Raw genomic sequence first — 12,442 nt, forward strand, 5'->3', positions numbered from 1 at the left:
GGGGCGGTCCCCCGCGGGGGACCACGCGCCTACGGGTCGGTGGGGTCCAGGTGCTCGGAGATCAGGCGGCTCGCCCGGTCGGGCTCCTCCAGCAGGAGCAGGCCGCGACGCAGGAACCGCACGCCGTTCGGCTTGTCGCCGGTGGCGAGCAGCGCGATGCCGAGCGGCAGGAAGCCGTCGGCGTACCGGGGGTCGAGGCGCACGGCCTTCTGGGCCTCGGTGACGGCGTCGGCGGCGCGGTCGGTCTGCTGCAGCAACGCGTACGCCCGGAAGCCGAACGCCGCGGGGTCGGACGGGTCGAGCCGGCCGGCGGCGGCGAAGGCCAGGGCCGACGGGACGACCTTGTCGAGCTCCGACAGGGCGACGCCACGGCCGAACTCTGCGGCGGCGAGCGACGGGTCCTTCGCGCGGGCGCGGTTGTAGGCCCCGAGGGCCTGCTTCCAGCGCTCCTGCTTCACCAGGATCTCGGCCTGCACCAGCTGGCCGGGTGCGCTCGCGCGCCACGCGGCCGGCCAGGCGGCGACGGCGGCGCGCGCCTCGACGAGCTTGCCCGCCTCCGTGAGCTGCCGCGCCTGCGCCACCCGGTACGCGATGGTCTTCGGCTCGCGGCGCACCGCGACGACCAGCGACTTCGCGTAGTCCGGGGCGGCCTCCCAGTCGGGGCCGGCCTTCATCGTCACGGAGAGGGGGGCGCCCGCGCGGACCAGCTCGACGGCGACGTCCTTCTCGGCGGGCAGCGACCGCAGCGCGGTGCTCCACGCCCCCGGCGTCGCGACGGGGCGACCGTCGACCGACGTGATCACGTCGCCGCGGCGGATGCCGGCGACGGCCGCGGCCGACTTCGGGCCCACGACGACGACGAGCTGCCCCGGGGTCGTCGTGCCCGCCTGCCGCTGGAAGGTCCTCCAGAGCGGGATCGTGTACGCGGGGAACAGGCCGCGGGGGGTCGTCAGCTTCAGCGTGAAGGGCGCCTCGACGGCGGCGGAGACGCGGCCCTGATCGTCGGTCGCCTGGATGCGGACGCGGTAGGCGCCGCGCAGGAGCTGGAAGCCGGAGCTGTCGATCGCCTCGACGCGCAGGTAGGCGCGCCCGGCGGCGCGGGCCGTCGCATCGGTGCTGGTCTGCACCACCGAGTCGTCGCGGGCCTTGATGACCTGGACCGTGAGCTTCGCGGGGGTCGCCAGGCGGACGCCGACGAGGAACCGGGCGTGCCCCTGCTGGGCGGTGACGACCCGCGGCATGCGCAGGCCGTCGAGCTTGGGGGCGGCGGCGGGGGCGGTCGGGGTCGGCGCGGGGGCCGTCGTCGGCGGCGCCGGGGCCTGGGCGAGCGCCGCCGCGGGCACGAGGGCCACCAGGCAGAGCGCGAGCGCGGTTGTGGACCCCCTCGGCACGGCCGCCACCCTACCAGCGTACGGCCCCCGCACCCGCGGTCCCGGTCCGGGTGCCCCGGAGTAGAGTGCCGCGCGATCATGGCCGCCCCTCTCGCCCCCGTCGAGGTGCTCGAGCGGAGCCGGCGCGGGGAGCCGGTCGACGCGGCGAGCGTCGAGGCCTTCGTCCGCTCCTGGCTCGGCGGAGACTCCTCCGACGCCCTCATGTCCGCCTGGTGCATGGCGGCGTGCCTGCGGGGGATGGAGCCGGAACACGCCGAGGCGATGGCGCGGGCGCTCGTCGGCGGCGGTGAGCGCCTGGAGCTCGGCGCGCTCGGGCCGGTGGGGGAGATCGGGGCGACGGGGGCGGTCGGCGACGCGGCGCCGCTGGTGGCGGCCCCCCTCGCCGCCGCGCTCGGGGTGATGGTGGCGACCACCGCCGAACGGGGCCTCGGCCACACCGGCGGCATGATCGACAAGCTCGAGGCGATCCCCGGCTTCGACGCCGACCTGTCGCTCGCCGCCTTCGTCCGCCAGGCCCGCGACACCGGGATCGCCGTGACGGCGCCCGGCGACCGCCTCGCCCCCGGCGTCCGCCGCCTCGCCGCCCTGCGCGACGCGACGGGGACGATCTCGGCGCCCGGACTGGTGGCGGCGTCGATGGCCGCGGGACTGGTCGCGGGGGGCGCCCCCGCGATCGCGCTGCAGGTCGGCTGCGGGTCCGGGGCGCTGCTGGCGACCCGCGACGAGGCCGAGGAGGCCGCGCGGCGCGTGGCGGCCGTCGTCGCCCCCTGGGGGCGCACCCTCCGCTGGACGGTCGTCGACGCCGACGGCCCCCTCGGCCGCGCCGTCGGCAACGCCCTCGAGGTCGCGGAGGCGGCGGAGGTCCTGCGGGGGGCCGGCCACGCGGGGGTGCGCGAGCTCGCGACCCGCCTGGCGGGGGACCTCGCGGAGGCCGCCGGGGTGGCGCCGGTGGGTGAGGGCCGTGCGCGGGCGCGCGCCGCCCTCGGCGACGGGACGGCCCTCGCGACGGCGGAGCGGTGGGTGACGGCGCAGGGCGGCGACCCGGCCGTCTGGACCGACCCCGGGGCCCTGCCGGCGGCGCCCCTGCGCATCGACGTCGAGGCGCCGCGCGACGGCCACGTGCACCGCGTCGACGGGCGCGCCGTCGGCGAGGTCGCCCGGTGGCTCGGGGCGGGGCGCCTGCACCCGATGCAGTCCATCGACCCGGTGGCGGGGCTCGAGGTCCTCGTCGCCGCCGGCGACACGGTCGACGAGGGCCAGCCCCTCGCCGTGGTGCACGCCCGCGACGACGGCGCCGGGGCCCGCGCCCGCGACATGGCCGAGGCCGCGTTCCACATCGGCGAGACGGCGGCCGACGCGCGGCCGCTGGTGCTGGGGGAGGGGGGTGGGGATGCCTGAGCTGCCCGAGGTCGAGACGATCCGCGCCCAGCTCGCCGACCGGGTGCCGGGGCGCGCGTTCGCGCGCGTCGAGGTGCACGACCCGAAGCTCGTCTCGCCCGCGACGCCGGAGGAGTTCGTCCGGGAGGTCACCGGCCGCCGGATCGCGGGCCTCGACCGGCGCGGCAAGTACCTCCTCATCGACCTCGACGGGCGGGACACCCTCGCCGTCCACCTGAGGATGACGGGGCGGCTGCACTGGCGGGCGGCGGGCGACGAGGGGGAGCCCGAGCGCTTCCTCCGCGCCCGGTTCCACCTCGACGACGGCAGCACCCTCACCTTCGGGGACATGCGGCGCTTCGGCCGGGCGTGGATCGTGCCCGGCACCCCCGCCGAGCGGGAGGGCTACTGGACCGCCCGGGTCGGCGTGGAGCCCCTGACGCCGCGGTTCACCGCCCGGGTGCTCGGCGACCTCCTCGACGGGCGGCGCGGGCCGATCAAGGCCGTCCTCCTCAACCAGGCGCTCGTCGCGGGCCTCGGCAACATGTACGTCGACGAGGCGCTGTTCCAGGCCCGCGTCCACCCCCTGCGCCCCGCGGGCGACCTCGACGCCGACGAGGTCCGCCGCCTGCACCGCGCCATCCGGGACCGGCTCGCCGCGGCCGTCGCCGCCGGCGGGGCGTCGATCGACTCCTACCGGGACGGCCTCGGCGAGAAGGGGCGGATGCAGGACCTCCTGCGCGTCCACCTGCACCGCGACGAGCCGTGCCCGCGCTGCGGCACCCCGATCGTGAAGACGCGGGTCGCCCAGCGCGGCACCTACTGGTGCCCCCGCTGCCAGCCGGAGCCCGGCCCGTGGTGAGCGCCGTCGAGGGCGTCCGGGTCGGCCACTGGACGGACGCGGAGGCCGGGACGGGCTGCACCGTGATCCTGCCCCGGCCCGGGACCGTCGGCGCCGTCGAGGTGCGCGGCGGCGGGCCCGCGACCCGCGACGTCGACGTGCTCGCCCCCCTCGCGTCGGTCGGCTCGGTCACCGCCCTGCTCCTGTCGGGCGGCAGCGCGTTCGGGCTCGACGCCGCGTCGGGCGTGGTGCGGTGGTGCGAGGAGCGCGGCCTCGGTCACGCGGCGGGGCCGGCGACCGTCCCCATCGTCCCGACCGCCTGCATCTTCGACCTCGGCATCACGGGCAACGCCCGGCGCCCCGGCCCCGCCGAGGGGTACGCCGCCTGCGAGGCCGCCGCACCGGGGCCGCACGCCGTCGGCAGCGTCGGCGCGGGGACGGGCGCGACGTGCGGGAAGCTCCGCGGTCAGGACGGCTGGTGCAAGGGGGGGCTCGGCGCGGCGACGTTGCGCCTGCACGACGGCGTCACCGTCGCGGCGCTCGCGGTCGTGAACGCGTGGGGCGACGTGCTCGACGAGCGCAACGAGGTGCTCGCCGGCGCGTGGGACGCCGAGGCGGGTTTCCTCGGCGCCGCCGGGCGGGTCGTGACCCACCCGCCGGAGCACCCCCGCCTCGCCGCGGGCGGCAACACCACCCTCGTCTGCATCGTCACCGACGGCGCCCTCACCAAGACCGATGCGGCGGTCGTGGCGCGGATGTCCCACGCCGGCATGGCGCGGGCGATCTCGCCGGTGCACACCACGATCGACGGCGACGCGGCGTTCTGCCTCGCCACCGGCGCCCGGCCGGCGAGCGCGTTCGCGTGCGGGGTGGCGGCGGCCGAGGCGGCGGCGGCGGCGATCCGCGACGCCGTCCGCTCCGCGACGACCGTCCGCGGCGTCCCGACCGGCGCGGAGCGGCGCGCCTCCCTCGGGGGCCCCGGCGGGGGCTGACGCCCCGTCCGTGCTTGGATGGGGTCCCGCCGACAGGAGGCAGACCATGACCGCCGACGCCCATGCGCGCGACGAGACGCTCGACTACGACGCGACGCTCGCCCGGCTCGAGGACCTGGCAGGCCGCGAGGTGCTGGTGGAGCTCCGGGTCGGGGACCGGCACGGCCCGTTCCGCCTCGCGGCGAAGGGCGTCCTCGTGGGGACGCCGGCCGGCCAGGAGGAGCTGACGGCGCGGCGCCCGGACGGCGACGACATCGAGGCGTTCATGCTCGACACCGGGGGCTTCCTGGCGGTCCGGGAGGAGGACTTCGTGCGCGCCGAGTGGCACCCGGGCGAGGACGGCGGGGGGACCCCGGCGCAGCCGGCGCTCGACGTCGTCTTCACCGACTCCGTCCTGCACGTCGCCGTCGCACGGCGCGCGCCGGGAGCGGCCGTCTGATGAGCCGCCCGCCGGAGTAGAGTCGCCGTCGCCGTGCCCGATCTGACCGCGCCCATCGTGAACTTCGCGACCGACCAGGTCGGCGCCTACGGCGTGCTCGCCGTGTTCCTGCTGATGATCCTCGAGAGCGCCTGCATCCCGGTGCCGAGCGAGGCGATCATGATCTACGGCGGGTTCCTCGTCAGCCGCGGCGACGAGAGCCTCTTCCTGATCGTCGCCGCCGGCGTCGCCGGCAACGTGATCGGATCGTGGGCGGCGTACTGGGTGGGCCTGCGCAAGGGGCGCGAGTGGGCGCTGCGCTGGCACTGGCTGCACATCACGCCGAAACGGCTCGACGTCGCCGACCGCTGGTTCGCCCGGTGGGGGAGCTGGGCGGTGCTCGTCTCCCGGTGCCTGCCGATCATCCGCACGTTCATCTCGCTCCCCGCGGGCATCGCCCGGATGCCCTTCTGGCGGTTCACGGTCCTCACCCTGCTCGGCTGCATCCCGTGGGTGCTCGCGCTGGCCCTGGCCGGCCGGGCGGTGGGGGACAACTGGGAGGACCTCCAGCACGCGCTGCACTACTTCGACTACGTCCTCGTCGTCGTCATCCTCGGCGCGATCGTCCACTTCTCGCTGCGCCACCGCCGCCGTCGCCGCGCGGCCGCGGCGGCGTTCGGCTCCGGGGCGTCCGGGGAGTAGCGGCGGTGGACGCCGACGCCATGAAGCGGTTCGCGGTCGAGCGCGTCGAGGTGCTCTTCAACCGCGGCGAGATCGACCGGGTCGAGGAGGAGTTCGTCACCGCCGACTTCGTGAACCACGAGGCCTGGCCCGGCGAGGACCCCGGCTACGAGGGCTTCCGGCTCCGGCTCGGCCGTCTGCGCACCGGTGTCCCCGACATCCACATGGAGGTCCACGAGATCGTCGCCGGCGACGACCTCGTCGCCTACCGGGCCACGCTGTCGGGCACGCACCTGGGGGAGCTGCTCGGCATGGCCCCGACGGGGCGGTCGTTCCGCGTCCAGCACATGCACATGCTCCGCATCCGGGACGGGAGGTCGTCGGAGCACTGGGCGACCCGCGACGACCTGGGGATGCTGCAGCAGCTCGGCATCACCCCCGCACCGCCACCGCCCGGCGGCTAGGCCACCCCGAGCATCGCGTCGAGGCGCCCCGCGTCGTCGAGCGCCTTGATGTCGTCGTACCCGCCCACCGGGGTGTCGTCGATGAGGATCTGCGGGACGGTGTACCGGCCGGTGAGCTGCACGAGGTCCTGGCGCGCCTGGAAGTCGCTGCGCGACAGGTGCACCTCCTCGTAGTCCACGCCCTTCCTCGTGAGCAGGTTCTTGGCGCGCACGCAGAACGAGCAGGCCTCGCTGGTGTAGATGCGGATGTGCGGTGTGGTCATACGAAAAGTGTAGTGAGGCACCCCCACGGCCCGCCCCACGCCGCCGCGCCGCCGCCCGGCCGGGGTCCGGCGGGGGCGTCATGATCCGGATGTGGCGGCCTACGACACCGAGGCGATCGTCCTGCGGAGCATCCGCTACTCGGAGGCCGACGTCGTCCTGGCCCTGACCACCCGGGAACGGGGGCGGGTGTCGGCCATCGCGAAGGGCGCGCGGCGGACGACCTCCAAGATGGGCGGCCGCCTCCAGCCGGGTGTGCGGGTGCAGGTCACGATCCACGAGGGGCGCGGCGACCTCGGCACGATTCGCGCCGCCTCGATGATCGACGCCCACGCGGGTCTCTGGGTCGCGGGCCACCGCCTCCAGGCCGCCGGGTGCGTCCTCGAGACGGCGATGCGCGTCATGCCCGAGAACGAGCCGTCCGAGGAGGCGTGGCACCTGCTGGTGCGCACCCTCGACCTCCTCGCCCGGGCCCCCGCCCCGCCCGGCCCGGCGCGCCTCGACCCCCTCGTCCTCGGCTGCCAGGCGAAGCTGCTCATCGTCAGCGGCCTCATGCCGGTGCTCGGCAGCTGCGCGCGGTGCGGAGGCGCGCACCCCCTCGTCGCGTTCTCACCCGTCGCGGGGGGCGCCGTGTGCGCCGACTGCGGCGCGGGGGCGGAGCCCGTGGAGCCCGGGGCGCTCGCCGCGCTCGCCGGCCTGGTGGGGAGGCCCCTGGCGGAGGCGCCGGACCTCGTCCCCGCCGGGGACGCCGCCGGCGTCGAGCGCCTCATCGGCCTGGTGCTGCGCGAGCACCTCGGGGTGCAGCTGCGCTCCGCGGCGCCCCTGTAGCCCGCGCCGCGGGTCGCGGCGCGACGTGATCGTCCCGTGGGGATGGGACGGCCGTCCCGGGCGCCCACGGCGCCCGCGGCGGAGGCGCCGGGAGACCCTAGGATGGACGGCCGCCGGCCATTCCCGAGGAGGACGATCATGCCCGAGGCGCCGTTCCCCACCGTCGTGTGTGGCGTGGACGGGACGCGCGAGTCCTTCGAGGCCTCACGCCAGGCGGGCCGCCTCGCCGGCCCCCGCGGCCGCGTCGTGCTCGTCGCCGCCACCCACTTCCTCGACGCCGTCTCCGGCCGGTGGGGTCCCGAGCTGATCCTCTGGGACGTCCTCGAGACGCCCCCGCGCGACCTCGGGCATCTGCACGACGCCGTCCGGGAGATGGCGGGCGACTCCCTCGCCCGGGCGGGAGGGCAGCTCGCGGACCCCACCGTCGAGACGCGCCTCGTCACCGGCAGGGCCTACGACGAGCTGCGGGAGGTGGCGATCGACGAGGGCGCGCGGCTGATCGCGGTCGGGGCCCACGGCGGCCGGCGCCTCGCCGGGGCCGTCCTCGGCAGCGTCGCGACGATGCTCCTCCACGACGCGCCGACATCCGTCCTCATCGCCCGGCCGCCGTTCGACCCCGCCGCCTTCCCCCTCCGGGTCGCGGTCGGCATCGACGGGTCCGACGCCTCCCTCCACGCCCTGTCGGTCGCCGCCGCCCTCTGCGCCGATCCCGCGCGCGACCTCACGGTCGTCGTGGCGACACGTGGCGAGGACGTCGACGCGGACGCCCTGGCACGGCAGGCCGGGCCGCACGCCGTGACGGTCGTCCACCACCGCCCCGTCGACGCGCTCATCGACGCCGCGAGCCGGGCCGACCTCCTGGTCGTCGGGTCCCGGGGCGCCGCGGGGCTACGGGCACTCGGGAGCGTGAGCGAGCGCGTCGCGCACCGGGCGGCGTCGTCCGTGCTCGTCGTCCGCCCCTGAGGGGCGCCCCCACCGGTCGCGAGGCGGTGCGGTCTCCCCGCACCGCCCGGGGCGCGACCCCGATGCCGGCGGGCGCGCCCGAGGGGACGCTGCGCGCCCACGCGCCCGCGTCCGCGGGCCCATCCCGACGAGGAGCATCACCCATGCGCCACCGGACCCTCCTGACCGTGACCGCGGTCCTCGCCGCCGCCGGGAGCCTCCTGCTCGCCGGATGCGGCGGGGACGACGACGCCGACACGTCGACCCCCACGCCGGCCGGGACGTCCGCCCCCGCCACGACCGCTCCCGCGTCCACCGCGCCGGAGGCCGCCTCCACCGTCGCCGTCGTCCTCGGCCGTCCGGTCGAGTTCGGGATCACCGCGGACCCCGCGACCGTCCCGGCCGGACCCGCGACGTTCGCGGTCTCCAACGCCGGGGAGATCCTGCACGAGATGGTGGTCGTGCCCGCGCCCGACGGGGTCGACGGCCTCACGCTCGACGGCGGCGAGGCCGACGAGACCGGCGCCCTCGGCGAGGTCGCCGACCTCGCGCCCGGCGACGACGGCACGCTCACCGTCGACCTGCCCGCCGGCGACTACGTGCTGCTCTGCAACCTCCCCGGCCACTTCGCCGGGGGGATGTACACCGCGCTCACCGTCGGCTGACGGGCGTCCGGGGGGCGCAGGGCGCGCGGACGCCCGGCGGCCCCCCACCGTTTCACCCCGGGTGAAATCACCCCGGGGTGATGACGGGTCACCCCGTCCTCCCGGAGCCTGCTCCCATCGGCGCACGACGAGGGGGACGAGGGCGATGGCCACGCGGTACCGCATCACCGTCAGGGGGGTCATGAGCGAGCGCTTCTGCCTGGGCTTCCCAGGCCTGCGACGCGAGCTCGCCGCCGGTCACACCGTCCTGGAGGGCGACGCCGACGACGGCCGCCCCGTCCGGGACGTCCTCGCCACGCTCGACAACCTGGGCCTCGAGGTCATCGGGGTCGAGGGCGCCACGCCACCGCACGCACTCCCCGAGGAGGACTAGATGTCACGTCTCGCCGCACTGCTCGCCCGCCGTCCGTGGCGGGTCGTCGGGCTCGCCGTCGCGTTCCTCGCGATCGCGGTGGTCGTCGGTGGACCCCTCACCGGCAACCTCACGAGCGCCGGGTTCGAGGACCCCGACGCCGAGTTCGTCGCCGCACGCGACAGCCTCCGCGACGCCTCCGGCGTCAACCCGAACCCCGGGATCATCGCGCTCGTCGAACCCGGGACCGACGTGCGGACCGGCGCCGGCCGCGCCGCGGTCGAACGGGCCGCGGCGACCGTCGCCGGCGACCGCGACGTCGCGCAGGTCGTCACCGCGTTCAACGGCGGCGGCGACTCCCTCATCTCCACCGACGGCACCAAGTCGTACGTCGCGGCCTTCCTCGGGCCGGTCGGCGACGACGCGGCCGAGGACGCCGCCGTCCGCATCCGGACCGCCCTGGAGGGGCAGCCGGACGTCACCCTCGGCGGCGCCGTCGTCGTCGGCGAGGAGGTCGGCACCATCATCGGGGAGGACCTCGCGAAGGCCGAGATGATCGCCTTCCCGCTGATCTTCCTGCTGTCGCTCTGGGTCTTCCGCGGGGTGGTCGCCGCCCTGCTGCCGTCGGTGATGGGCGGCGTCGTGATCTTCGGCTCGTTCCTCGCGATCGGGCTCTTCAACGAGGCCATGACCCTCTCGGTCTACGCCCTCAACCTCGCGATCGGCCTGAGCCTCGGCCTCGCGATCGACTACAGCCTCCTCATCATCTCCCGCTACCGGGAGGAGATGGCGACGCGCGGACCCGGCCTGGAGGCGATGACCCGGACGATGCGCACCGCCGGCAAGAGCGTCCTGTTCAGCGCCGTCACCGTCGCCGCCGCCCTCGCCGGGCTGATGATCTTCCCGCAGCGCTTCCTGTTCTCGATGGGCGTCGCCGGCGTCATGGTCGCCGCCGTCGCGGCGGTCGTCGCCCTCGTCGTCCTCCCGGCCGTGATCATGCTGCTCGGCACCCGCATCAACGCCCTCGCCCCGAAGGCCTGGCGCCGCCGCAGCGAGGAGGCCGACCAGGTCCTCACCTCCGGCTTCTGGTACCGCCTGTCGCGGGCCGTCATGCGCCGGCCCGGCCCCGTCGCCGCGGTCACCTCGATCGCCCTGATCGTCGTCGCGCTCCCGGCCTTCGGCATCAACTTCACCTCGGTCGACGCGAGCGTCCTGCCCACCAGCGCCAGCGCCCGCCAGGTCTCCGACACGATCGCCGACGAGTTCCCCGAGGACCGCTCCCAGCCGAACTTCCTGGCGATCTCCGCCCCCGACACCCCCGAGGCCGCGGCGGCCCTCGGCGCCTACGCCGACGACCTGCGGCGGCTGCCCGGCGTCGTCGCGGTCACCCAGCCCGCCGTCGTCGGCGACGGGGTCTGGCGGGTGGACGTGTTCGCCGCCGAGGGCGGGCTCTCCGAGCTCGCACAGGGGCTCGTCACGGACATCCGCGACACGCCCGCGCCGTTCCCGACCGACGTCGGCGGCCTCGCGGCGAGCTTCGTGGACCAGAAGGACAGCCTCGCGGCGCACCTGCCCTGGGCGATCCTGATCATCGCGATCACGACGATCGTCGCCCTGTTCGTCATGACCGGGTCGGTGATCCTGCCGGTGAAGGCCGTGATCATGAACCTGCTCACGCTCGGCGCCACCCTCGGGATCCTCGTCTGGATCTTCCAGGACGGCCGCCTGGAGGGGCTGCTCAACTACGACAGCGTCGGGGCGCTGGACCTGACCCAGCCGATCCTCCTCGGCGCGCTGGCGTTCGGCCTGTCCACCGACTACGCGGTCTTCCTGCTCTCCCGCATCAAGGAGGCCCACGACGCCGGGGCGGACACCAAGGACGCCGTCGCCCTCGGCCTGCAGCGCACCGGACGGATCGTCACGGCCGCCGCCCTGCTGTTCGCCATCGCCATCGGCGCGTTCGCGACCTCCCAGATCACCCTGATCAAGGAGCTCGGCGTCGGCACCGCCCTCGCGGTCCTCATCGACGCGACGATCATCCGGGCGCTGCTCGTCCCCTCGCTGATGGCCATGTTCGGCCGCTGGAACTGGTGGGCCCCGGCCCCCCTGCGCCGCCTGCACCGGCGGATCGGCTTCAGCGAGTCGGCCGACGGCCCCGGCGACGAGGTGCAGCCCGCCCGGGCCTGAGCCCCCCGCCACCGACGGCACCGCCACGGGCCCGGCCGACGCCGGGCCCGTGGCGCGCGGGCGTCACGCGGCGCGCCGCCAGGAGGCCGCCTCCCGGGCGGCGAACGCCGCGAAGGAGCCGGGCGGGCGCCCCGTGGCCGCGACGACCCCGTCCGACAGGTGCGCGTCGGCGCCGGCGCGGACGACCCCGTAGAGCATCGCGAGCAGGGGCGCGTAGTCGGCGGGGACCCCGGCCTCCCGCACCGCGACCTGCCAGGCATCCGGGTCGGCGTCGTCGTGGCGGACGGGGAAGCCGGCGACCGCCGCGATCGCATCGGCCACCTCGGCCATGGTGAGGGCCGACGGTCCCGACAGGTCGTAGGCGCGCCCGAGGGGGGCGTCGCCGGTGAGCAGGGCGACGACGACCGCCGCGATGTCCTCGGCGTCGACGAAGGGCGCGGCCCCCTCCCCGGTGGGGGCGGAGATCCGTCCGCGGGTGATCTCCGCGGCGTGGATGCCCTCCGAGAAGTTCTGCATGAACCAGGTGGGCCGCACCACCGCCCAGGGCATCCCGGATGACCGCGTCGCGGCCTCCGCACGGTCGAGGGGGCTGCCGGGGGCGCGCTCGGCCCCGCGGGCGCTCAGCACCACGACGCGACCCACCCCCGCCGCCCGCGCGCGCTCGAGCATGAGGATCACCGGCGGGGCCACGTCGACCACGAGGGTGGGCGGCACGACGTACAGCGAGCGGGCGCCGGCGAGCGCGGGGTCCCAGGTGGCCGGCTCGTCCCAGTCGAGGTGGACGGGGGCGACGCCCGGCGCCGCCGGACCCGGGGTGCGCGCCGCCGTGACGACCGGCTCCCCTCGCCCGGCCAGCAGCCGGGCGACGCGCCGCCCCGTCGTCCCCGTGCCGCCCAGGATCAGGTGGTGGTCCATCGTGTCCTCCTCGCTCGGTGTGCCCATCCCTCCAGGGTGCTGCGTCCACGCGAGCGGCGGAATGCGTCATGAGCGCCGATCCATGTGCGGACGTCTCACGGTGGGCACCGGATGCGCTCGCCGGGATA

General features: G+C 76.3%; 14 protein-coding genes. 11 read left to right on the forward strand and 3 right to left on the reverse strand.

Annotated elements, in window-relative coordinates:
* Nucleotides 1–29: 29 nt before the first annotated feature.
* Nucleotides 30–1,391 (reverse strand): PDZ domain-containing protein, encoded by a 1,362-nt coding sequence (locus IU369_RS09235; RefSeq protein ID WP_217924281.1) that lies wholly within the window; start codon nt 1,389–1,391, stop codon nt 30–32.
* Nucleotides 1,392–1,469: 78 nt separating this feature from the next.
* On the opposite strand from IU369_RS09235, the gene IU369_RS09240 reads away from it, so the two are divergent.
* The 6 genes from IU369_RS09240 to IU369_RS09265 are packed head-to-tail and all read left to right on the forward strand — an operon-like array spanning nt 1,470 to nt 6,164.
* Entirely contained in the window at nt 1,470–2,789 is a 1,320-nt protein-coding gene (locus IU369_RS09240) for a thymidine phosphorylase (RefSeq protein WP_217924282.1), read from the forward strand.
* Nucleotides 2,782–3,630 carry a bifunctional DNA-formamidopyrimidine glycosylase/DNA-(apurinic or apyrimidinic site) lyase gene (mutM, locus tag IU369_RS09245; protein ID WP_217924283.1) on the forward strand — a complete coding sequence of 283 codons (849 nt, stop codon included), beginning with the start codon at nt 2,782–2,784 and terminating at the stop codon, nt 3,628–3,630. The genes IU369_RS09240 and mutM overlap by 8 nt, the downstream gene beginning before the upstream one ends.
* Complete coding sequence (locus IU369_RS09250; RefSeq protein ID WP_217924284.1) at nt 3,627–4,601, forward strand: P1 family peptidase; 975 nt, start codon at nt 3,627–3,629, stop codon at nt 4,599–4,601. Before mutM ends, IU369_RS09250 begins: the two co-directional genes overlap by 4 nt.
* Before the next feature lie 46 nt (nt 4,602–4,647).
* Nucleotides 4,648–5,040 (forward strand): hypothetical protein, encoded by a 393-nt coding sequence (locus IU369_RS09255; protein WP_217924285.1) that lies wholly within the window; start codon nt 4,648–4,650, stop codon nt 5,038–5,040.
* Nucleotides 5,041–5,073: 33 nt separating this feature from the next.
* On the forward strand, nt 5,074–5,721 hold the full coding sequence (locus IU369_RS09260; protein ID WP_217924286.1) for a DedA family protein: 648 nt from the start codon (nt 5,074–5,076) through the stop codon (nt 5,719–5,721).
* Between the two features lie 5 nt (nt 5,722–5,726).
* Entirely contained in the window at nt 5,727–6,164 is a 438-nt protein-coding gene (locus IU369_RS09265) for an ester cyclase (protein WP_217924287.1), read from the forward strand.
* Here IU369_RS09265 and grxC read toward each other — a convergent pair.
* Nucleotides 6,161–6,427 carry a glutaredoxin 3 gene (gene grxC, locus IU369_RS09270; RefSeq protein WP_217924288.1) on the reverse strand — a complete coding sequence of 89 codons (267 nt, stop codon included), beginning with the start codon at nt 6,425–6,427 and terminating at the stop codon, nt 6,161–6,163. The two genes, IU369_RS09265 and grxC, sit on opposite strands and share 4 nt — an antisense overlap.
* A 91-nt stretch (nt 6,428–6,518) precedes the next feature.
* Between grxC and recO the strand changes: the two genes are divergently transcribed.
* From recO to IU369_RS09295, 5 genes are all read left to right on the forward strand, one after another.
* Nucleotides 6,519–7,253, forward strand: coding sequence for a DNA repair protein RecO (gene recO / locus IU369_RS09275; protein WP_217924289.1), 735 nt, complete (start codon nt 6,519–6,521; stop codon nt 7,251–7,253).
* Nucleotides 7,254–7,391: 138 nt separating this feature from the next.
* On the forward strand, nt 7,392–8,216 hold the full coding sequence (locus tag IU369_RS09280; RefSeq protein WP_217924290.1) for a universal stress protein: 825 nt from the start codon (nt 7,392–7,394) through the stop codon (nt 8,214–8,216).
* Between the two features lie 143 nt (nt 8,217–8,359).
* Entirely contained in the window at nt 8,360–8,860 is a 501-nt protein-coding gene (locus IU369_RS09285; protein ID WP_217924291.1) for a hypothetical protein, read from the forward strand.
* Nucleotides 8,861–9,005: 145 nt separating this feature from the next.
* Nucleotides 9,006–9,233, forward strand: coding sequence for a hypothetical protein (locus IU369_RS09290; protein ID WP_217924292.1), 228 nt, complete (start codon nt 9,006–9,008; stop codon nt 9,231–9,233).
* Nucleotides 9,234–11,399: an MMPL family transporter gene (locus IU369_RS09295; protein WP_217924293.1), complete on the forward strand. Its 2,166-nt coding sequence runs from the start codon at nt 9,234–9,236 to the stop codon at nt 11,397–11,399. It abuts the gene before it with no gap.
* 63 nt (nt 11,400–11,462) lie between these two features.
* Here the strand turns inward: IU369_RS09295 and IU369_RS09300 are convergent, their stop codons facing one another.
* Nucleotides 11,463–12,341: an NAD(P)H-binding protein gene (locus IU369_RS09300; RefSeq protein ID WP_217924294.1), complete on the reverse strand. Its 879-nt coding sequence runs from the start codon at nt 12,339–12,341 to the stop codon at nt 11,463–11,465.
* Between the last annotated feature and the right edge of the window lie 101 nt (nt 12,342–12,442).

Source organism: Miltoncostaea oceani (assembly GCF_018141545.1).
Taxonomy (GTDB): Bacteria; Actinomycetota; Thermoleophilia; order Miltoncostaeales; family Miltoncostaeaceae; genus Miltoncostaea; species Miltoncostaea oceani.

Excerpts from the sequence above, each read along its gene's own strand:
- IU369_RS09240 (WP_217924282.1), top strand. The coding sequence starts at position 1,470 with ATGGCCGCCCCTCTCGCCCCCGTCGAGGTGCTCGAGCGGAGCCGGCGC.
- mutM (WP_217924283.1), top strand. The coding sequence starts at position 2,782 with ATGCCTGAGCTGCCCGAGGTCGAGACGATCCGCGCCCAGCTCGCCGAC.
- IU369_RS09255 (WP_217924285.1), top strand. The coding sequence starts at position 4,648 with ATGACCGCCGACGCCCATGCGCGCGACGAGACGCTCGACTACGACGCG.
- grxC (WP_217924288.1), bottom strand. The coding sequence starts at position 6,427 with ATGACCACACCGCACATCCGCATCTACACCAGCGAGGCCTGCTCGTTC.
- IU369_RS09280 (WP_217924290.1), top strand. The coding sequence starts at position 7,392 with ATGCCCGAGGCGCCGTTCCCCACCGTCGTGTGTGGCGTGGACGGGACG.
- IU369_RS09285 (WP_217924291.1), top strand. The coding sequence starts at position 8,360 with ATGCGCCACCGGACCCTCCTGACCGTGACCGCGGTCCTCGCCGCCGCC.
- IU369_RS09290 (WP_217924292.1), top strand. The coding sequence starts at position 9,006 with ATGGCCACGCGGTACCGCATCACCGTCAGGGGGGTCATGAGCGAGCGC.
- IU369_RS09295 (WP_217924293.1), top strand. The coding sequence starts at position 9,234 with ATGTCACGTCTCGCCGCACTGCTCGCCCGCCGTCCGTGGCGGGTCGTC.
- IU369_RS09300 (WP_217924294.1), bottom strand. The coding sequence starts at position 12,341 with ATGGGCACACCGAGCGAGGAGGACACGATGGACCACCACCTGATCCTG.